The sequence below is a fragment of the Rahnella sp. NRRL B-41462 genome (assembly GCF_003263525.1).
GTDB lineage: Bacteria > Pseudomonadota > Gammaproteobacteria > Enterobacterales > Enterobacteriaceae > Rahnella > Rahnella aceris.
Window position 1 is genome coordinate 1 of record NZ_JYDF01000004.1, and the last position, 18043, is coordinate 18043.

Below are 18043 nucleotides of genomic sequence, written 5' to 3' on the forward strand. Positions count from 1 at the left end.
CCGCCCCCATTAACGTGAACGCCGCGATTGCCAGCCACGGCGCTGCGGGAAACACACTGAGCAGCGCCAGCAAACCAATACCCGCGCCCTGAATCAGACAGCCCGGAATAAATAACGCCCGCGGCCCGAGCCGGTTAAACATTTTGCCGGTAAAACTGATGGCAGCAAATGACGCCAGTGACCACGGCAACATCAGCCCGCCCGACTGCGCCGCCGAGAAGTGGTGTTCATTCTGCAGATACAGCATGGCAATCAGGCTGACGCCGGTAAACACGCCGGGAATACACTGATAAATCAGCATGCCGGTGCGCAATAACGGATCTTTTATCAGCGTCAGATCCAGCAGCGGCTCAGGGTGTTTTCGCGATGCCCGTACAAACATCGTCATCAGCCCTGCACCGGCCACGAATAATGCACTGCCGCTCAGCCATTCACTGTTTTCGCCCAGAGATGTCAGCCCCCATAGCACCAGCGCCAGCCCGCCATTCAGCAGCGCAAATCCTTTCAGATCGAACCTCCCTGCCGGTTCACGCGGCGTTTGCGGCAGCCAGCACAGTGCCAGAACCCAGGCCAGCGACGACAGCGGCAGGCTGGCAATAAACACCCAGCGCCAGCTAAAACTGTCCACGATAATGCCGCCGAGAGCCGGAGACAGCGCCGGTGCCAGCAGCCCGACCAGCATGATCACCGCAGACAGCCGGGCGCGTTCATGGCTGCGGTACAGTGCATAAGTCAGCGTCTGCCCGAGCGGGATCAGCAATCCGCCGCCAAGCCCCTGCAAAACCCGCCAGCCAATCAGCGTGATCAGGCTTGCGGCGCCCGCTGCAGCGAGTGAGGCAAGCATAAAAATCGTCAGCGAGAGGATAAACACCCGCCGCGCACCGAAACGCCCCGCCAGCCAGCGGCTGAGCGGAATAACCAGTGTCAGCCCCAGAATATATCCGGTACTGACCCACGCCAGCGCGCTGACTGGTGCCTGAAATTCCCGTGCAATGCCGGGATACGCCACATTGGCGATAAACATGTTGATCAGATCAACGAAAAAACCGAGCAAATACACTGCGGCAACCCGCGCCCTGTGACTCATTCTTACGCATCCACAATGGGTAAAGGCGGCCAATGTAACGGAGAAGTTCTTACGGATAAACGGACGCGGTGCAGTTACACTGTCAAAATTATTTTGACAGTAAGGACACACAGAATGCTGAATTTACAGCGGCTGGAGATTTTCGTCGCGGTGGTTAACGCAGGCAGTTTTACCGGCGGAGCAGTCTCCCTCGGGCTGACCAAAGCGGTAGTGAGTTTTAATGTGAAGCAACTGGAAAGTGAAACTGGCGTCGCACTGCTGACCCGAAGTACCCGGCGGCTGGCACTGACGGAATCAGGCGAACGCTTTTATCAACGCTGTCAGGATTTATTGCAGGAAGCCGAAGCGGTGCTCGACGACGTGCGTCGTGATCACGGTGGCCTGAGCGGTCAGTTGCGGATCACCAGTACCCCGGAATACGGCGCGCGCGTGGTGGTTCCGGCGCTGGCGGCGTTTTCTGCACTGCATCCGCAACTGCGCATTCAGCACGTCGCCTCTTCACATCACGACGACCTGATCGCCGGACGTTTTGATCTGGCGATCCGTCTCGGCCAGTTGACTGATTCTAGTCATCACGCCGCCGCACTCGGGCGTTTCGGTATACTGCCGGTGGCATCTCCGGCCTTTTTGCGCGAACACGGAAACATCACTACGCCGGACCAGTTGGCCGCAAGCCGGTGGATCGCTCACAGCCGTCTGCCGTTACCTATGAGCTGGCCGGTCACTGATACTCAGGGAAAACAAAACCCGTTTCGCGTGACGACGCCGCCCGCCATTGTGGCCGACAGCGCCTCGGCGTTGTTAGCCTTTGCACTGGCAGGTGCAGGCGTCGTGCTGTTGCCGGACTGGCTGGTGCAGCCGGAAATCGACGCACAGCGTTTATGCCATGTGCTGCCCGGTCACCGTTTTCCGCCACAGGGCATTTTCGCGCTGTATCCTAACACCCGTCACGTGCCTGAAAAGGTGCGAAGCTTTATTGATTTTCTGCAAAGCCGGCTGGCGGAGTTCCCCGCCCAAGCTAAGATTTAACTCAGCTCACGGGAGGAAACATTCATTATGATCATCGAGACATCACGGTTGCTGCTCCGGCCTGTTACGGCTGAGGATATTCCCACGTTTTTTGCTATTTACGGCGATCCGCAAACCAATCTTTTTAACCCGCGCGGCCATTGCCGGACATCGCGGCAGCACAGGAAAAACTGAACAGCTGGCTGAGGGAATGGCCGGATAATGGTTACGGGCACTGGGCCATTGCGCACAATCATCAACCGGATCAGATTATCGGTTTCGGCGGGCTGGGTATCCGTGAAGGCTACGAAAATCACCGTGTGTTTCTTGGCTATCGCTTTGCGACAACAGCGTGGGGAAAAGGACTGGCAACGGAGTTTGCCAGCACAGCGCTCAGCACCGGTTTTGAGAAACTGGGCATACCGCGGATTTCGGCTACCGTACGTGAAAATCATCTGGCTTCACAGCGCGTTCTGGAAAAAATCGGCATGCAGAAAGTGGGTTTTGAGGGCGATCCGCTCCATGGCACGGGCAGTTACCTTTACCGGCAGACCAACCCGCGCACAGTCAGCGGCCCATCGTTCAGCTGACATAAAACCACCTTGGGCGATCGTCCCCCGCCTGAGATCGGAAAATTCTGAGTCTCAGGCATTGCTAGCTTTTTTTTTCTAAAAATACCTGTACAACTTTCTATATCTTGTATAACTTTATAGTCACACAGGCAATCATTACTCACACATCTATTAACATAAGGGTTAATTATGCGTCAGAACAGACACAACGGAATGGCCCCGGACACGTCTCATTCCTTATACAGTCAGGTCTTTTCTGAAGAGGAAACAATGGGGCGCGTTGTTGTTGAAATTCTTGAGGCAGGAAAGAACCTCAATCGCAAAGCTTTATGTTCAAAACTTTTAAATCGTGTTGAAGCGGCTGGAAGTGAAGAAGAGGAAAAGCATTATATGAAGCTTATCCGTCTGGTACTTGAACGAGATTCATGATCCACCCTGATTAAGATCATAGTGCAAAGATTGGCTTCATAGCATTTCAGTTCGACATATTATGCGGGCTTGATTAATTCACAGCCTACCAAATTTTATGCCCTCAGGCGTAAAGTACCAACTCTGAACCTGAAGCTAATCTGCCCAAGAACTTTGGCCGGCATATATTCAGAGGCTGCTAATATGTACAGAAGTAATGAAGAAAGACTGACTGATAAGCTGATAGGTGAGGCCGTAATTTCCTTGCTTAAATCGAAGAACCCGATATCGACTGACAGACTCATCGCACAATTACAGTTTATGGCTGCAAGTGCTGACAACATAAATCGGAAAAGTGCCTGCGAGCGGATTATTAATGAGATCCGCCATGATCTGGCTGATAAACGTGCGCGAATTACCTACGAAGTGCGGGATGTCGATAATGTACGACACTTTTTCAATGCTGAAGGGCCGTCCGATGACAAGAAAAGACATTGATTCATCAAAGAATCATTCGCTAAATCAGGGCGATGCGATGAATTCAAACCCATCCCAGACGATGACAGATTCTGTTTATCACTCAGATGTTTATAACTATTTCAACAATGCGGGCGAACTGTTTTTGAGTGAAACCGAAGTGTTGGGTGCCGCTATTCGCGTCATTCTGGCCGAACAAGGCAAAGTGACAAATAAAGCCATTATATTGCACCTGATTACACAGCTTGAATGCACATCCGATGTGGTGCAGTTGGATATTCTGCGTAGTGCACTGGAAATGGTTGTGGGTATGACACCCGAAAATTCCGGCGTCTGATCCCGGCTGATTAGATTTATTATATTTAATAATTTCACGTTCATTTTTGAAAACCGAACGTGACTTCACTCATAAACAGCAAGTGCGGAGGGTATCAAAATGCAAGATGTGTCTTATACTCATGTCAAATTAGCTGATTATATTCTGACAGAAGACCCGGAACTTCTGGTCGGAAATGAAACTGTCATCCGTATTTATAATAATTTAAAAAATAGGAAAGAACGGGTAACCCATAAAGATATTATTCTTTACCTGATTCAAAAAATTGAGCAGGAAAGTGATTCGGGTAAACAGGATGTATACTTAGAGGCACTTGAATACGTCGTATACCGCACTCCTGATGATGATGTCGTATAATATATCACCTGCGTAGCGTTAAGACTTTGCGAATCAGTCGGATAAATATTTTATATTTGTCCGGCTGATTCATTTAATCTTACTGAAATCTTTTATCGGACTTTTGATATTTAAAGATTTCGGTTTGTTAACAGATATTCCTGCTTAACTTCCGGCCACGCGACAACCGGTGCTCCATTTAGCCTTGGTGAAGCAAACAGCGAGCCCTGGAAATTACACACCCCTGCCGCATCGAGCCACATCCATTCTTCTGCTTTTTCAACACCCGTCGCGATAACCGATATTTCCAAAGAAGAGCAAAACCTGATAATGGCCTGAACAATGGCCTGTTTGGGTCCGCTGGTATGAATGTCACAAATCATATTGCGGTCAATCATAATCTTTTCCGGCTGGCATTGAGTCAGCAACAACAATCCCGCTGATCCTGCGCCGAAATCATCAATCGCCAGTCGTATTCCTGAGGCTTTAAGCTGTTGCAACGCTGTAACGAAATTATCTTCGCGTGTCACGACGCCGTTCTCGGTGATTGCCACGACAATCTGCTCCGGAACCAGACCATGAGCAGTAATCTCATGAACTAAAAATCCGATAGCATCAGGTACCCGGACTAACGTCATAGGCAAAAGTTTGATTGTCAGCGTTTTGTCGCTGATCCCCATCTTCTGTGCCAGTGCAAAAGCCAGCTTTTTGGTTTTCAGGTCAGCTTCATAAATGGTTGTTCTGGAAAGCGCAGAAAAGTACTCCATCGGAGAACCGCCACCTGGACCGCACAGACGGGCTTCGTAAGAGGTAATCTCGCGACTCAGTGGATCAACAATGGGCTGATACGTAAAGCTGTAATCCTTCATCTCGGGAAAGATAAATCCTGCTTCAGGTTTCAGTGACTCATCGGCGATAAAAGACCAGGAATCCGCCGGAAGAATTTCGAGATAATTTTCCTTTTCACGAGCCTGTACAAAGGTGCACAAAAATTGAAGCGCGCGGTCTTCATAGGTCAGCCGGTATTTGGACGTCCCCTTATCCAGCACGGCCTGAAGGACAACATCCTCGTGATGGTGCCTGAGGTCAAAAAGTTCCATCCCCACATTACCGAAGCGGCGCGACGGCGCGTAATCACGCATGAGAACAACGACATTATTGTGCCGCTGATCGCGGCAAATCTTATTATAAATAGCATCGACGGCCGCTTCCGGCCCTTCCAGCAACTGGAAAAAGTGCATTCCGTCAAAAAGCAGAATACCGGTAATACTGTTGCGTTCATTCCCGATGTTGGCTCGCGACACCATCTCTTCCAGAGAAGCAGGCAGGACAGAGTCACTGATGTGGCTGCGGTAGACGAGGGTTAAAAGCATTAAGAAATTCCAGGGCAGGCTTCAGTTATGAACCCCACGATAACAGAAATTTTATTTACGGAAAAATCTCAATTGATTATCTTCGCTAACATATTGTGGCGAAAAAATGCCGTGATGCTCAGGCCTGTGACCATTAAGAGTAATGGCGCGGTTGCCATTTTGGAGGATAATCGCTGACATTCTATTCATTTACAGGAAACAGGGCATGACTCAACAACCCGCACCAGAAGATTTTTACAGCGAAAAATACGGCCTGACCCGTACCCACTCAGAAATCATCAACGCCGCACAGCATGTCCGGCCGGGTAAAGCACTGGATTTAGGCTGTGGCAGCGGGCGTAACTCGCTGTATCTGAACCTGAAAGGGTTTGAGGTGACGGGCTGGGATAACAACGCCATAAGCGTCGCAAAAGTGAATGATATTATCGCGGCGGAATCACTGAATAACATCAATATCAGCGAAGCTGATCTGAACACGCACCGTTTCAGCGGTGAATATGATTTTATCTTTTCCACCGTGGTCATGATGTTTCTGCAACGCGACAGCATCCCGCACATTATTGAAGACATGCATGCGGCCACCAACACGGGCGGTTATAACCTGATTGTGGCCGCCATGGACAGCCCGGATTATCCGTGCCCGCTGCCCTTCCCGTTCACGTTCAAGCCGTCAGAACTGCGTGATTATTATCGCGGCTGGGAAATCGTGAAATACAACGAAGATGTCGGCGAACTGCATAAACGCGACGAAAACGGAGACCGTTACAAGTTGCGGTTTGCGACGCTGCTGGCAAGAAAAATCTGATATCCATCAGTCCTTCGCAGGCAAACCCTGCATAGCCTGGCTTTTCGACTAAACTTAAATTCCACCCAAAAAGGAGCACGATATGTCATCACAAGACTTTGATAAAGATCCTAACCGTGTGGAAGATAAAGTAGAAAACACGGTTAACCAGTTTGCCGGTGAAGCGCAAAAGCAATTTGGAGATTTTGTTGACTCTCCGAAACATCAGCTTAAAGGTGCTGCACGCAAATACTCCGCGCAGGCGAGTGAAGCAGTTTCTGACGTGGCGGATAAAATCAAAGAAAATCCGCTGTCGGGATTGATTGCTGCCGGTGCGATTGGCGTGGTTCTGGGGCTACTTTTAGGCCGCAAATAACCGTCCGGGAGAAACAGATTTCTCCTACACAAATTATTCACAAAAAGAGGGTATGATCTTGTCTTCTGTAGCAATCTACAGATTATTCAGACATTCCCCTTGTAGCAAATCCAATACCCGTCTCCCCTGACGGGTATTTTTTCGCCAGCTTGCGTGAATCATTGCCCTTTACCGACCAGCTGAGCGGCTTTGACGAAAATTTCATCTTCCACACCGTCCCCTTTTTTACGCCCGAGCCGCCGCAGTTCATCAATGATGCTCTCCCGGTTAATAATCGTTCCGCTGGAAATTAACCCCATAACAGCCGCACCAATGGCCAGCCCGATCAGGCCTGTCTTTTCGCTTTCGTCCTTCATGATGACCCCGGTAAATTATTCGAATTTTTCAGATAACGCTCAGTATCTATAGCTGATGTAATGGCATTTGTCAGAATTCGGGCACAGCCGGGATCGCATTTTTCTATCAGGGTTAAGGGGGCTGGCATAGCCTGAGACGGAGAAATTCCGCCTTGTCAGCAGTCTGTAAAAGACCTATATTTAGACCGAAGCCTCGACAGGAGCAGTAAAACATGCAAATACAGACCATCAGCTTCGTGAAGAAGCATGCCGCTGCGCTTGATTTATCACAACCTATACTGGTCACTCAGAATGGTGAACCGGCTTATGTGATTGAATCCTATGAAGACAGGCAAAAAAGGGATGAAACCATCGCTTTACTCAAGCTGCTGACACTGGCAGAAAATGATAAAGCTGAAGGCCGGACATTGACGAGGGAACAGTTGTTAGCAGATCTCTACTGATGAGTCACTCATCTCATCGGCTCATTATTGGGATCAATTTATGTCTGCCACGAAAAGTAAAATTACGATTGAGTACCTGCAAACTGTAAAGCTATCCATTGATGAAATCGCTTCGTTCCAGACCTTACAGGGAAACGACCCTTTAAAGATCATCAACGCTGTATTAGATGAGTTTGAAACAAAAGTGAAAGTATTTCCTTTGTCCTGCCCGGTTTCACCTGATCTTGCAGCGCTGGGGATTATCAAGTATCGCGAATGCAGTACGTTGAGCGGTTATCGCATCATATATACCTATGATGAACCGGCAAATTTGATCTCTGTCTATGTGCTGCTTTCGCAGCGGCAAAATGTTCAGGCGCTGCTGTTTAAAAAGCTGATCATGGGCTAACAACGCAAAAGCCACGCAAACATCGCGTGGCTTTTTTCAGCGCGTCATCCTCTGTTAAATCATCAGTTTTCCAGCTGGTACGTCAGCGTAATCTCGGCTTTCAGAACCTGTGAAACCGGGCAGCCAGCTTTGGCTTTTTTGATGATTTCATCGAATTTATCTTTATCGATGCCTGGCAACTTCACTTTGCTGTCGAGCGCGATTTTGGTGATCGCAAAGCCGCCATCCACTTTATCGAGTGAAACATCTGCGACAGTATCGATGCTTTCCGGCGTGTGCCCCGCTTCGCCGAGCATCAGCGAGAGCGCCATGGAGAAGCAGGCTGAGTGCGCCGCGCCAATCAGTTCTTCCGGGTTAGTGCCTGGCTTACCTTCAAAGCGGGTGTTGAATCCATAGGGTTGTTCCTTCAGGGCACCGCTTTCAGAAGAGATGTAACCTTTACCGTGTTTAATATCGCCTTCCCAGTGTGCCTGTCCTTTCTTATGAATGGTCATATTTTCCTCCGGTTTGCATTACATTAACGTTAAGTATAGCTTCTGATCGGTGATCCGCGAGGATGGCCGGGCTATGCGGTCTGCGGGTAACTTTTCTATAAATCACAACAAAATAGATAACCGAGGAATAAAGCATGTTTAAACCGCAAGATGTTGTTCAGTCCAAAACCGGCGGCCCGAAAATGATCGTCCGTCGTGTTGAAGGCGACACGCTGTGGTGCTCGCGTACGGACGACTTTTCTGCCACTGAAATTGAAGTAAAAGCCGACACCGTGGATCTGTATCACGAAGACGGCGATTTTGGCGTGTGCTGATCACTCCATCAATTTATCCCTCAAGGCTGCCACGGTGGCCTTTTTGTTTTCGTCAGATTGCCAAAAAGCACAACATGAATTAATATTCGATATTATTAAATAATAATTCACGAGAACAATGATACATGGACGCCAGCATTCCGGTAGAGAAACAGTTTCAGGCCTATAACCACCACGATCTCGATGCCTTTTCCGCCTGCTACAGCGAAGACTTTACCGCCTATCGCATGCCCAATATGCTGCCTTCCTTAGAGGGGAAAGACGCACTCAGAACGTTCTATAAAAACCACCGGTTCAACAACAGCGCATTACGTGCTGAGCTGATCTCACGAACCGTGCTGGGCAATAAAGTATTTGACCATGAAATGATCTACGGAATTTATGAGACCCCCGTCAACAGCATTGCCGTGTTTGAAGTCGAAAACGGGCTGATTAAAACAGCCTGGTTCTATTTTGAATAATCATGCATTTTTTGTGACTGGAAGTATTCATTGGTTGCGGATGGATATCCTAAATCATAATTTCCAATTATGTAAAATTCTGAATATAGTGGTCGGAAATTACTGAGAATAATCTGATCAAGGGACCGGCCATAATGAATAAGCCTTTTGCGTGGATGTCTGTGTTTGTTGCCGCCGCATTTTTAAGCGGATGCGCGCAGCCAACAGTTAAAAACACTGAGCAGGATCAGTCAGCACTGAATACCCGTTGCTACAGTGAGTTCAGGGCACTTCAGACGCTGGATAAACAAGCTTTCAATGTTTATAAGCAACAATTTAGTCAGCTCAACGACGCATATGCAGTTTATAAAACCAATGCTTCGCTGATTAACAAAGACTCCAAAGAAATGTTTGCGCTTGAATTAAAAGATAAGCAGACACTTATCTGTGCCCGAGTTAAAAGCGCCGTGTTCAATAACATGAATCAGCGTTCTCAGATGCTCAACGATATTTAACAGAATCAGACATTGAATCCTGGGATTTTATAATCTCAGGATTCAATGATTACTCTACCATCCTGCCCGCATTACCAGCCTTTCACCGCATCCCCGTGATAGATAGCGTCCGCCGCTTTCACTGTCGCATCCGTCTGATAAGCCTCAACCAGCTCCTTCACGGCCTGGCTGTCTTTGTTATCTTCACGTGCCACGATGATATTCACGTAAGGTGAATCTTTATCTTCGACAAACAGGCCATTTTTGCCCGGCGTCAGCCCGACCTGTCCTGAATAAGTGGTATTGATGATCGCCAGTTCAATTTTGTCGTCATCAATGGCGCGTGTCAGTTGCGGCGCTTCGATCTCAACAATTTTGAGATGCTTTGGATTTTCAACGATATCCAGAGACGTCGGCAGCAAACCTACGCCCTCTTTCAGTTTGATCAAACCTTCTTTTTGCAGCAATAACAGCGAACGGCCAAGGTTAGTCGGGTCATTAGGCACCGCAACCTGCGCGTTATCGCTGAGCTGATCAATGGATTTTATCTTGCGGGAGTATCCTGCAATCGGATAGACGAAGGTTTTCCCCACTTCCACCAGCTTGTAGCCCCGCTCTTTGATCTGCTTATCCAGATAGGGACGGTGCTGGAACGAGTTTACATCAATGTCACCGCTGCTCAGCGCCGAGTTTGGCAACACGAAATCGTTGAAGGTCACGACTTCCACATCAAGGTTATATTTGTCTTTGGCAGTCTTTTTGATGGTTTCCCACATCTGCTGATCGATACCCGCGCTGATACCCACTTTAATGTGGTTTTCCTGCGATTTTTGATCACAGGCACTCAGCGCCAGTGCGCCCACCAGAGATAATGCCAGAACTGAAAATTTTAGTGTTATGCGCATAACGGTTTTACTCTTTCCGTGAATAATTAAAAGGTTGAAACAGCATCGCTGAAGATCTCAGTGTTTCAAAGCCTGTCGGGATGCGCAAATACGAAAAAGAAATAACCTAGAGCGGGAATGCTGCCGGAACCCGCTGTACGCAGGTTCCGGCAGGAGGATTGTCTTATGTGGAAAGATTTCCTGATCGTAAACCGATCATTTGCCCGCCGCGTGTAATACCGCAGGTTGCGGGCGGGACAGGAAAATGGTGATGCCCGCCAGCAATGTCAGCACACCGCCGAGCAGGAAGGCACTGCTTACGCCCGCGCTGTCAGCGAGGATCCCGCCAAACAATGCGCCCAGCGCCAGCGACGTCTGGAAGACACACACCAGCAACGCCGAGCCGGTTTCAAACAACGCAGGCGACGCCTGATACGTCCAGATATTCAGACACACCGGCAGCGCACCAAACGCCAGTCCCCAGAGGATCACCAGGGCACAGGCCAGCGCCAGCGGCACCGGGAACAGCGACAACACCAGCACCGAGGCGCTGAGCAGCAGCATATTGAGCATAAACGCTTTCTTTACACCGAGCTCACGGACAGTAATTTCCGTGGTAAGCGTGCCTAATAACCCCGCCACACCGTAGCCCATCAGTAACAAAGAAATATTGCTGGCTGAAAGATGCAGGCTAAACCGCAGCCACGGCTCGAGGTAGGTATACGCCGCGAAATGGCCGCCCGCCATAAATACGCCGATGATCAGCGCGTAGCGGATCCCCGCGACTTTCGTGACGCTGAGCATCGCACGCAGGCCGATAGAGTGTTGTGCCGGCAGCGAAGGCAGCGCCAGCCATTGCAGCACGAAAAACGCCAGCGCCAGCACGGCGTTAAGCATAAATGCCATGCGCCAGCCGAACAGATCCCCGATAAAGGCGCCCGCCGGGACACCTGCGACCGTGCCGACCGCCACGCCCGCAGTGATCAGCGAAATGGCCCGGGCGCCCTGCTCCTCTGACACCAGCCGCCGCCCGGAAGGAATAGCAAATGACCAGAAACCACCGACACCGATGCCCAGAATTATGCGTCCGATCAGCAGAATGTTGAATGACTGCGCCATCACGGCGATACCGTTGGCCACGATCACCGTCGCGGAGAGCAATAATAATAAGGTGCGGCGATCCATTTTTCGGGCAAACAGCATGATCAGCGGCGCAGAAATCGCGGCAACTAAACCGGGCAACATCACTGCCAGACCGGCATGCCCTTCAGTGACACCCAGAGATTGCGCGATGGGCGACAGTAAACCGATCGGCAGAAATTCGGTATTAACCAGCGCGAAGGTGCCGCAGGCCAGTGAGAAAACCGCCAGCCAGCGGCGGAATGCAGAAGTTTCTGGCCGGGTGTCCAGCGATGAGCACTCAGTCATTTTATGATCCTTAGCAAGGTGAATTATTTCGAAGGTGTTGTTTTAGTATTTGAACGTAATAAACGTGATCACCATCACAGGGTCAAGCCCTTTTCATAATGAATGCCAGGGTATTTCTTATGCACCTGCCAGATAAGCCAGTCTCCGCCTGCGATGCAGGCTGCAGAGGCGCGCGGAGGTTCAAACGGAAAAGGCACATACAGATAACGCGGACAGGAAATGATTCCACATATAAGTATGTTGTAACTAAATTGCAGAAAAAGAGATCAACCGCCGGATGCGGCGGCGAATAACGTGACGGGGAAAGAGCGTTTCAGGGTTAATGCGACACAGATTTAGAATAAAGCTGGATGATCATAATGCCGAGAGCGATGCAGCCCATGCCAATCAGCGCCGGAGTATCAAGCCGCTGTTTGTAGATGAAGAATGACATGGCCGAAACAAGGAAAATCCCCATGCCTGCCCAGATAGCGTAGGCGATGCCGATATTCATCACTTTAACGACCTGAGAAAGTCCATAAAAGGATATGGCATAACCGACGACCACAATGACGCTCGGCACTAACCGGGTGAATCCATCAGACGCCTTCATCATGGTCGTCGCCAGTGTTTCAGCGCAGATAGAAACAGCAAGGATGAGATATATTTTGAACATAAGACCTTCTCAATATGAGATTTATAAAAATAAAACATTACCCCACAGAGTCTTACATTAAACCGTCTTAACGGCAATCATGCCGGGTTTTACTGTTGTCATAAAAATAACCGGGTACGAATACTCCGAATGGCCGGAAATTATTATGTCAGCGCCCTGTCACAACGCCGGTGTGCTTCTCCCGCTTTATGATTTTCTTCTTTTATTGCAGGCGCAATTTCAAGCAAATCTTTCCTGATACGGCGGATATCATGTCAGTTCGAAGTTTTTAAAGTGGCGAAACCAATGACTATTTCATCGACAACGAAAGAATTTATACTCTCATGCTTAGAGAAAGTGGGTGTTGACAATAGAAAGTTGGCGGCTATTGCACAGGGAGCTGATATCTACGGGCCTGAAGGGTTACTGGACTCAATCCATTTAGTGGGCTTTATCGCAGAGATGGGCGAATGGATGGAAGCCAGAACCGAGGTTTCCGGGAGTTTTTTTGATATCCTCGATGGCGATCTTTTCGAAAACTTCAAAAATATCAATCAGATTGAATCACTGTTATCCCGGAGGTTTAGCGATGTCAGCTTTTCCTCCTGATAGCCAGTTTATCAGTACAGAAAAAATCGACGACATTCCTTATCAGCGTCTGGCTGACAGGGTGCCGACGCCGTTTTATGCCTACAGCGCCTCGCAAATAAAGGCCGACTTTTCAGCATTAAAAAAGTCACTTCCGGATGAGATTCATTATTTTTATTCGCTCAAAGCTAATCCCAATAAAACACTGGTTCAGTTGTTAAACCGGGAAGGTACGGGTTGTGAAGTGTGTTCTCTGGCAGAACTGGAAACAGTGATAAGTCAGGGTGTGCCCCCGGAGGATATTATTTTTGTGGGTCCCGGAAAATACATTGCTGAATTAACCCAATGTTGTCGCATCGGTATTAAAGCTGTCGTCATCGAATCCATTGAAGAAATAAAACTTCTGAATGATATTGCTGCCAGCATGGGCGTTATACAAACCATCGCCTTGCGCATCAACCCTGATTTTACGGGCGAAAAAGCCAAACTGGTGATGAGCGGCAAACCACGGCAATTTGGCATCGACGAACAACTTTTACCACAGGCATTTGCCTGTGTCGCGCAGCAGGAAAATTTAAGACTGGCGGGGATCCATATTTATCTCGGTACACGGATCCTCGACTGGCAAGCGCTGGCTAAAAATACCCTGAATATTCTGTCACTGGCGGGATCTTTGCAGGAGATCTACAAGGTCGATTTTGATTTTGTCGATGTCGGCGGGGGTTTTGGCGTCAGGTATTTTGATAAAGAAAAGCCACTGGATATTGTTGCGCTCGGTGGCGCGTTAGCGCCCGTTATCCGCAATTATCATGACAAATTTCCGCGCTGTAAGATCATCGTCGAACTGGGCAGATATCTGATTGCCCGTGCAGGCATTTTCGTCACCCGCGTTAATTATCTTAAACCCTCCCGGGACGAATGGTTCGCGGTGTGTGATGGCGGAGCCAACTGTCACGGCAGCGCCGCTGGCATCAACTCGCTGATCCGGCGTAATTTTCCGATGGCCCGTCTGGGTGAAACCCGTGCCGGGACACAACATCGTTATCAGGTCACCGGCCCGCTTTGTACCCCCACAGATATATTAGGTGAAAACATTATGCTGGCGGAACTGCATCCGGGCGACCTGATCGGCATCGGACATTCAGGCGCATACGGGGCCAGTGCTTCACCCGTCAACTTTTTAAGTTTTGGTCATCCCGCCGAAATTCTGGTGGAGAAAGGTCAGGCTTTCCTTATCCGAACCGCAGATAGCATTGAGACATTACTGGCACCTCAGATATGTCAGCCTTTATCTGTCGGAAATGCCTGAGGAATCTGTATGTCTCTGGAATTTTCAGCATCCAATATTCTTTGGCATGAGTTTGAAAAAAATAACAATCCTTCTGCTACGGTGGAGAGTGAACAACTGGATAAAGTTAAAAGTTTTGTTAACGCTTTTTTCCAGTCACATTCCCGCACATGCGAAGCCCAGCTTCAGCCCGTCTCCCGTTGGGTTAACTCTCAAAACCTGACATTCACGACGATGCTCAAAAAACTGGTGACCCAGTTGGAAGAGCAGGCGCTGGTCAATGACCTGGATTTGGTGGTGCTGACCCACTGGACGCCCGATGCTGAAATTGGTGCTTCAGTGACCAATGCCATTATTTATGAAACCGGTTCTCATAACGCTTTTGGTATTGCCATCAGCGATCATGGTTTAAGCAGTGGATTTGTCGCGTTGCAAATCATTGAAGATTACCTGGAAGATATCGGCGGGGACAAACGTCCGCGAAAAGCCCTGCTGATGATGGCAGATCAGGATGCCATTCTGTATGACAGCCCTTATCTCGCCAATTTCCACCCTGCGGCCAGTTGCTGTTTGCTCCTTTTACAAAGCAACGCGACCCACGAACCCCATAAGGTCGCCGGTAATATTACCTTTAAAAATTATCAGAAAACCTCGCTGCCGGTTTCAACGGCGGACATTTATCCCCTGCTTTCCACGCTGAAGATGTTCAGTGCCGCTGAAAACGCATTGCCGCTGATTATTCTGACCAGCAAATCGTTTTCACAGGTTCTGCAACGGGATGCCAACTTCTCGGGTGTCAGGATAGAAACCTGGGACGATGCTTTATTGTCTTCAGCACCCTGGGTGTTATTAAAAAAACTGGCTCAGGAAAATACGCGGTTCTTATTAATGATGCCGGAAGGGAAGAATATGATCTTCGCCAGTTTTGTGATGGAGAGCTGAAGGTGTATATCCATGCCATCACAAGCCTGATAGCTCCGGTTCTTACCCCGCTCTCCCTGCTGGAAAAAAAATACTGCTGGGGAGAACGGAATCATAAAATTTTTAGCCGTTTTCATAAGATGCAATCTGCCAGTCTGTTTGCTGATGAAACATTGCCGGATCTGCTCTCCGACCTTCTGCAAAAATTACGCGCTGAATGCGACCCCGGTTTATTTCGCCAAATCCGCTATGTCGCGTGGGCGCATTCTCTGCACGCCACAAGCCCGTTTGACCGGATGGAAGAACTGTCCACGGTATTTCAGACGTTTTTTGGCGACCAGGAGATCGAATTTTTTTTCTGCGACACAGGCTTCCTGCGCTTCGGGTCTGGTGAGTTTGAAATATTTGCAGGCGAAAATGCGCGCCGCACAGCAGAACACTCTCTCTGAGAATTGTGGCTCTGAGAACCAGGCCTCCGTCTGCGGGGTGCTGATCACCGGTGAAAAATGTTTTCACCGCACGGTGCAATATGTCGATCAGAATGGTTATTTTGGCGAAGCCTTTTGCGCCACGCTGGTTGGCATGGCCCCTTCTCCTCATTCGCTGCATCTGCGCGCACTGCATTTACAACAACTCGGGGCTTATGGCACGCGGATGCGGGAAACGGATCGCGAAAGTGAAAATGCCTATGACCACGCATTTTTGCCGGTGATGACCGAAACCATTCAAAAAACGCTGGCGGGCGCGGGACGTAAACCGGAAGAACTCAGCGCCGTGCTCCCTTACCACATCAGCCCGGTGACCTTTGACCGCCTTGCTGATCGCAGCGGATTTAGCCGGGACATCGTATTCCGCCATAACCTCTACACGCTCGGTCACTGCTTTTGCAGCGATGCGTTTCTCAATATCAAAAGCCTGCTTGCCTGTGGGGATAATGCCGTCAGAGCGCGGTGCATTCTGGCTCTGGCCTCAGGCGTGGCGGGCACCTTTGGCGCAATGGTTCTCGAATCAGACAATGAGGATATTCCATGAGCACAACCCATTTAACACAGTGGCTGGCCCGTGCTGCACAGGCTTTTCCCGAGAAAACCGCCCTGGTTGCCGGTGATGAAGAGATAAGCTGGTCAGCACTGTTCCAGCGGGTCATGAAAACAGCCACCTCTTTGCAACAGCATCACATTAAACGGGGCGATCGGGTGGTGGTCTGGCTGCCGAACAGTATCGACTTTGTGGTGTGCTTCTGGGCGGTTCAGCACCTGCAAGCCATTTTTGTCCCTCTTAACCCTGACACGCCCGTCGCGCGCGTGGGCTGGATATGCAACAACGCAGAAGCCAGTTTGCTGATCAGCAGTGCAGATCAGGCGGATGCGCGGGTCACGGCTAGTGCAGATCACGCCCCGTATCCGGTGCTGTTTGACAAGCCGGGCACAGAAAGTCTGAGCCGCCCGGCGTTACTTTCATTACAGCAGATCGCGGCGCAGGCAGACGTTACACCGCTTGTGCCGGAAGACGCGCTGGATATCGATCTGGCCTGCCTGATTTACACATCCGGTTCCACCGGAGATCCGAAAGGCGTCATGCTGACCCAGCGCAATATGTTGAGCGCGGCGACATCCGTCAGCACCTATCTGGATCTGAGGGCAAGCGATCGGATTTTCTGCACGATCCCGATGAGTTTTGACTACGGGCTTTATCAGGCCATCATGGCCACCAGAGTGGGCGCGACGCTGATTATCGAAAAAGATTTCAGCCGTCCGTTGTTTGCCCTCAAACAACTGGTGAAACAGCGGGCATCGGTTTTGCCGATTGTCCCCACCATGCTGGCCCTCATTGCCCCTCTGGCAAAACGTTATGATTTTTCATCCGTGCGTAAAATCACGAATACGGCTGCCGCGTTGCATTCCAATGATATTGATACGCTGATTGCCCTGTTCCCTCAGGCTGAAATTTTCTCTATGTACGGGCTGACGGAATGCCATCGCTGCACCTGGCTTCCGCCAGCGATGTTGTCGACACATAAAGAGAGCGTCGGTTACGCCATCCCGAATACCGTACTTTGGGTGGTGGATGACAACGGTGTCCCGCATCGCAGCAATGCCACGGGCGAGCTGGTTATTCGTGGCGCGACGGTCATGCGCGGTTACTGGCGCAATGAAGAACAGACGCAAAAGAAATTACGTCCCGGCCCGCTGCCCGGCGAATCCGTGCTGTATACCGGAGACATCTGCCGGCTGGATGAACGTGGCCTGCTTTATTTTGTCGCCCGCAAAGATGACATTCTGAAAACCAACGGCGAAAAAGTGGCGCCGCGGGAAGTCGAAGGCGTGCTCAAACGCATCCCCGGGGTCGGACAGGTAGCGGTGATTGGCGTCCCTCATGCCATTTACGGTGATGAGATCGTCGCCTGTATTGAATGTGTGACGGCGCCCGATATTGCCCTGCTCAAAGCCTTCTGTCAGACCCATCTCGAAAGCTACAAGCGCCCTCACCGCTATTATTTCAGTGAGGCGTTACCCAAAAATAATAACGGAAAGATTGATCGTAACCGGCTGCCTGAACTCCTGTTACAGCGCTCCCATGATGTTCAACGCGAATCCGTAAAATCATAAGGAA

Annotated in this window: 25 protein-coding genes and 1 pseudogene; 19 read left to right on the forward strand and 7 right to left on the reverse strand. The window is 49.8% G+C overall.

What is annotated here, in order from left to right; all coding sequences use genetic code 11:
- On the reverse strand, window positions 1-1087 hold a 1087-nt coding region (locus UC14_RS01035; protein ID WP_112197093.1), incomplete at its 3' end, for an MFS transporter.
- A gap of 114 nt (window positions 1088-1201) precedes the next feature.
- Between UC14_RS01035 and UC14_RS01040 the strand changes: the two genes are divergently transcribed.
- The 6 genes and pseudogenes from UC14_RS01040 (at window position 1202) to UC14_RS01065 (ending at window position 4246) form a co-directional block, all read left to right on the forward strand.
- The gene (locus tag UC14_RS01040) at window positions 1202-2116 is read left to right on the forward strand and encodes a LysR family transcriptional regulator (protein ID WP_112197094.1); all 915 of its coding nucleotides are present in this window, start codon (window positions 1202-1204) and stop codon (window positions 2114-2116) included.
- 27 nt (window positions 2117-2143) lie between these two features.
- Window positions 2144-2685: pseudogene (locus tag UC14_RS01045) on the forward strand (GNAT family N-acetyltransferase).
- Between the two features lie 171 nt (window positions 2686-2856).
- A complete protein-coding gene (gene ycgZ, locus UC14_RS01050) occupies window positions 2857-3096 on the forward strand; it encodes a regulatory protein YcgZ (RefSeq protein ID WP_013577923.1) in 240 nt (79 codons plus the stop codon).
- A gap of 183 nt (window positions 3097-3279) precedes the next feature.
- Window positions 3280-3573 carry a hypothetical protein gene (locus tag UC14_RS01055; RefSeq protein ID WP_013577924.1) on the forward strand — a complete coding sequence of 98 codons (294 nt, stop codon included), beginning with the start codon at window positions 3280-3282 and terminating at the stop codon, window positions 3571-3573.
- A complete protein-coding gene (locus UC14_RS01060) occupies window positions 3554-3889 on the forward strand; it encodes a biofilm/acid-resistance regulator YmgB/AriR (protein WP_223510022.1) in 336 nt (111 codons plus the stop codon). Before UC14_RS01055 ends, UC14_RS01060 begins: the two co-directional genes overlap by 20 nt.
- 99 nt (window positions 3890-3988) lie before the next feature.
- Window positions 3989-4246 (forward strand): biofilm development regulator YmgB/AriR family protein, encoded by a 258-nt coding sequence (locus UC14_RS01065; protein ID WP_014416580.1) that lies wholly within the window; start codon window positions 3989-3991, stop codon window positions 4244-4246.
- A gap of 110 nt (window positions 4247-4356) precedes the next feature.
- Here the strand turns inward: UC14_RS01065 and UC14_RS01070 are convergent, their stop codons facing one another.
- Window positions 4357-5598 (reverse strand): diguanylate phosphodiesterase, encoded by a 1242-nt coding sequence (locus UC14_RS01070; protein WP_112197095.1) that lies wholly within the window; start codon window positions 5596-5598, stop codon window positions 4357-4359.
- Between the two features lie 205 nt (window positions 5599-5803).
- Here UC14_RS01070 and tehB point away from each other — a divergent pair, with 205 nt between their 5' ends.
- Both tehB and UC14_RS01080 read left to right on the forward strand, forming a co-directional pair.
- The gene (gene tehB / locus UC14_RS01075; RefSeq protein WP_014416582.1) at window positions 5804-6403 is read left to right on the forward strand and encodes a tellurite resistance methyltransferase TehB; all 600 of its coding nucleotides are present in this window, start codon (window positions 5804-5806) and stop codon (window positions 6401-6403) included.
- Window positions 6404-6485: 82 nt separating this feature from the next.
- On the forward strand, window positions 6486-6758 hold the full coding sequence (locus UC14_RS01080; RefSeq protein ID WP_051930980.1) for a YqjD family protein: 273 nt from the start codon (window positions 6486-6488) through the stop codon (window positions 6756-6758).
- 158 nt (window positions 6759-6916) lie between these two features.
- On the opposite strand, the gene UC14_RS01085 is transcribed toward UC14_RS01080, so the two are convergent.
- Window positions 6917-7114 (reverse strand): hypothetical protein, encoded by a 198-nt coding sequence (locus UC14_RS01085; RefSeq protein WP_013577930.1) that lies wholly within the window; start codon window positions 7112-7114, stop codon window positions 6917-6919.
- Between the two features lie 212 nt (window positions 7115-7326).
- Between UC14_RS01085 and UC14_RS01090 the strand changes: the two genes are divergently transcribed.
- Together UC14_RS01090 and UC14_RS01095 are read left to right on the forward strand one after the other, a co-directional pair.
- Window positions 7327-7557, forward strand: a complete 231-nt coding sequence (locus UC14_RS01090; protein WP_013577931.1) for a type II toxin-antitoxin system prevent-host-death family antitoxin — start codon at window positions 7327-7329, stop codon at window positions 7555-7557.
- A 40-nt stretch (window positions 7558-7597) separates the two neighbouring features.
- On the forward strand, window positions 7598-7945 hold the full coding sequence (locus tag UC14_RS01095; RefSeq protein ID WP_014416584.1) for a type II toxin-antitoxin system RelE/ParE family toxin: 348 nt from the start codon (window positions 7598-7600) through the stop codon (window positions 7943-7945).
- 62 nt (window positions 7946-8007) lie between these two features.
- On the opposite strand, the gene UC14_RS01100 is transcribed toward UC14_RS01095, so the two are convergent.
- Entirely contained in the window at window positions 8008-8439 is a 432-nt protein-coding gene (locus UC14_RS01100; protein ID WP_013577933.1) for an OsmC family protein, read from the reverse strand.
- Window positions 8440-8573: 134 nt separating this feature from the next.
- On the opposite strand from UC14_RS01100, the gene UC14_RS01105 reads away from it, so the two are divergent.
- The 3 genes from UC14_RS01105 (at window position 8574) to UC14_RS01115 (ending at window position 9708) form a co-directional block, all read left to right on the forward strand.
- Window positions 8574-8753, forward strand: a complete 180-nt coding sequence (locus tag UC14_RS01105) for a hypothetical protein (protein ID WP_013577934.1) — start codon at window positions 8574-8576, stop codon at window positions 8751-8753.
- A gap of 125 nt (window positions 8754-8878) precedes the next feature.
- Window positions 8879-9214: a nuclear transport factor 2 family protein gene (locus UC14_RS01110; protein WP_014416585.1), complete on the forward strand. Its 336-nt coding sequence runs from the start codon at window positions 8879-8881 to the stop codon at window positions 9212-9214.
- Between the two features lie 155 nt (window positions 9215-9369).
- The gene (locus UC14_RS01115) at window positions 9370-9708 is read left to right on the forward strand and encodes a hypothetical protein (protein WP_225444951.1); all 339 of its coding nucleotides are present in this window, start codon (window positions 9370-9372) and stop codon (window positions 9706-9708) included.
- Window positions 9709-9779: 71 nt separating this feature from the next.
- Here UC14_RS01115 and metQ read toward each other — a convergent pair whose 3' ends face one another.
- The 3 genes from metQ to UC14_RS01130 form a co-directional block, all read right to left on the reverse strand.
- Window positions 9780-10592, reverse strand: coding sequence for a methionine ABC transporter substrate-binding lipoprotein MetQ (metQ, locus tag UC14_RS01120; protein WP_013577937.1), 813 nt, complete (start codon window positions 10590-10592; stop codon window positions 9780-9782).
- Window positions 10593-10787: 195 nt separating this feature from the next.
- Window positions 10788-11999 carry an MFS transporter gene (locus UC14_RS01125; protein WP_013577938.1) on the reverse strand — a complete coding sequence of 404 codons (1212 nt, stop codon included), beginning with the start codon at window positions 11997-11999 and terminating at the stop codon, window positions 10788-10790.
- Between the two features lie 319 nt (window positions 12000-12318).
- Window positions 12319-12654 (reverse strand): multidrug efflux SMR transporter, encoded by a 336-nt coding sequence (locus tag UC14_RS01130; RefSeq protein ID WP_014416586.1) that lies wholly within the window; start codon window positions 12652-12654, stop codon window positions 12319-12321.
- Between the two features lie 285 nt (window positions 12655-12939).
- On the opposite strand from UC14_RS01130, the gene UC14_RS01135 reads away from it, so the two are divergent.
- From UC14_RS01135 to UC14_RS01155, 6 genes are read left to right on the forward strand one after another with little or no spacing between them, the layout of a single operon-like run.
- On the forward strand, window positions 12940-13242 hold the full coding sequence (locus UC14_RS01135; protein WP_013577940.1) for a hypothetical protein: 303 nt from the start codon (window positions 12940-12942) through the stop codon (window positions 13240-13242).
- On the forward strand, window positions 13223-14530 hold the full coding sequence (locus UC14_RS01140; RefSeq protein ID WP_112197096.1) for a type III PLP-dependent enzyme: 1308 nt from the start codon (window positions 13223-13225) through the stop codon (window positions 14528-14530). The genes UC14_RS01135 and UC14_RS01140 overlap by 20 nt, the downstream gene beginning before the upstream one ends.
- 9 nt (window positions 14531-14539) lie before the next feature.
- Complete coding sequence (locus UC14_RS01145) at window positions 14540-15451, forward strand: hypothetical protein (RefSeq protein WP_013577942.1); 912 nt, start codon at window positions 14540-14542, stop codon at window positions 15449-15451.
- A gap of 2 nt (window positions 15452-15453) precedes the next feature.
- Window positions 15454-15879: a hypothetical protein gene (locus tag UC14_RS26965; protein ID WP_232829622.1), complete on the forward strand. Its 426-nt coding sequence runs from the start codon at window positions 15454-15456 to the stop codon at window positions 15877-15879.
- Complete coding sequence (locus UC14_RS26970; protein ID WP_232829623.1) at window positions 15848-16462, forward strand: hypothetical protein; 615 nt, start codon at window positions 15848-15850, stop codon at window positions 16460-16462. Before UC14_RS26965 ends, UC14_RS26970 begins: the two co-directional genes overlap by 32 nt.
- On the forward strand, window positions 16459-18039 hold the full coding sequence (locus UC14_RS01155) for a class I adenylate-forming enzyme family protein (RefSeq protein ID WP_112197097.1): 1581 nt from the start codon (window positions 16459-16461) through the stop codon (window positions 18037-18039). The genes UC14_RS26970 and UC14_RS01155 overlap by 4 nt, the downstream gene beginning before the upstream one ends.
- Window positions 18040-18043: the final 4 nt, after the last annotated feature.

What these genes read in the sequence shown, in the direction of transcription:
- UC14_RS01040 (WP_112197094.1), top strand. Translation starts at nt 1,202, where the DNA reads ATGCTGAATTTACAGCGGCTGGAGATTTTCGTCGCGGTGGTTAACGCA.
- ycgZ (WP_013577923.1), top strand. Translation starts at nt 2,857, where the DNA reads ATGCGTCAGAACAGACACAACGGAATGGCCCCGGACACGTCTCATTCC.
- UC14_RS01055 (WP_013577924.1), top strand. Translation starts at nt 3,280, where the DNA reads ATGTACAGAAGTAATGAAGAAAGACTGACTGATAAGCTGATAGGTGAG.
- UC14_RS01060 (WP_223510022.1), top strand. Translation starts at nt 3,554, where the DNA reads ATGACAAGAAAAGACATTGATTCATCAAAGAATCATTCGCTAAATCAG.
- UC14_RS01065 (WP_014416580.1), top strand. Translation starts at nt 3,989, where the DNA reads ATGCAAGATGTGTCTTATACTCATGTCAAATTAGCTGATTATATTCTG.
- UC14_RS01070 (WP_112197095.1), bottom strand. Translation starts at nt 5,598, where the DNA reads ATGCTTTTAACCCTCGTCTACCGCAGCCACATCAGTGACTCTGTCCTG.
- tehB (WP_014416582.1), top strand. Translation starts at nt 5,804, where the DNA reads ATGACTCAACAACCCGCACCAGAAGATTTTTACAGCGAAAAATACGGC.
- UC14_RS01080 (WP_051930980.1), top strand. Translation starts at nt 6,486, where the DNA reads ATGTCATCACAAGACTTTGATAAAGATCCTAACCGTGTGGAAGATAAA.
- UC14_RS01085 (WP_013577930.1), bottom strand. Translation starts at nt 7,114, where the DNA reads ATGAAGGACGAAAGCGAAAAGACAGGCCTGATCGGGCTGGCCATTGGT.
- UC14_RS01090 (WP_013577931.1), top strand. Translation starts at nt 7,327, where the DNA reads ATGCAAATACAGACCATCAGCTTCGTGAAGAAGCATGCCGCTGCGCTT.
- UC14_RS01095 (WP_014416584.1), top strand. Translation starts at nt 7,598, where the DNA reads ATGTCTGCCACGAAAAGTAAAATTACGATTGAGTACCTGCAAACTGTA.
- UC14_RS01100 (WP_013577933.1), bottom strand. Translation starts at nt 8,439, where the DNA reads ATGACCATTCATAAGAAAGGACAGGCACACTGGGAAGGCGATATTAAA.
- UC14_RS01105 (WP_013577934.1), top strand. Translation starts at nt 8,574, where the DNA reads ATGTTTAAACCGCAAGATGTTGTTCAGTCCAAAACCGGCGGCCCGAAA.
- UC14_RS01110 (WP_014416585.1), top strand. Translation starts at nt 8,879, where the DNA reads ATGGACGCCAGCATTCCGGTAGAGAAACAGTTTCAGGCCTATAACCAC.
- UC14_RS01115 (WP_225444951.1), top strand. Translation starts at nt 9,370, where the DNA reads ATGTCTGTGTTTGTTGCCGCCGCATTTTTAAGCGGATGCGCGCAGCCA.
- metQ (WP_013577937.1), bottom strand. Translation starts at nt 10,592, where the DNA reads ATGCGCATAACACTAAAATTTTCAGTTCTGGCATTATCTCTGGTGGGC.
- UC14_RS01125 (WP_013577938.1), bottom strand. Translation starts at nt 11,999, where the DNA reads ATGACTGAGTGCTCATCGCTGGACACCCGGCCAGAAACTTCTGCATTC.
- UC14_RS01130 (WP_014416586.1), bottom strand. Translation starts at nt 12,654, where the DNA reads ATGTTCAAAATATATCTCATCCTTGCTGTTTCTATCTGCGCTGAAACA.
- UC14_RS01135 (WP_013577940.1), top strand. Translation starts at nt 12,940, where the DNA reads ATGACTATTTCATCGACAACGAAAGAATTTATACTCTCATGCTTAGAG.
- UC14_RS01140 (WP_112197096.1), top strand. Translation starts at nt 13,223, where the DNA reads ATGTCAGCTTTTCCTCCTGATAGCCAGTTTATCAGTACAGAAAAAATC.
- UC14_RS01145 (WP_013577942.1), top strand. Translation starts at nt 14,540, where the DNA reads ATGTCTCTGGAATTTTCAGCATCCAATATTCTTTGGCATGAGTTTGAA.
- UC14_RS26970 (WP_232829623.1), top strand. Translation starts at nt 15,848, where the DNA reads ATGCGCGCCGCACAGCAGAACACTCTCTCTGAGAATTGTGGCTCTGAG.
- UC14_RS01155 (WP_112197097.1), top strand. Translation starts at nt 16,459, where the DNA reads ATGAGCACAACCCATTTAACACAGTGGCTGGCCCGTGCTGCACAGGCT.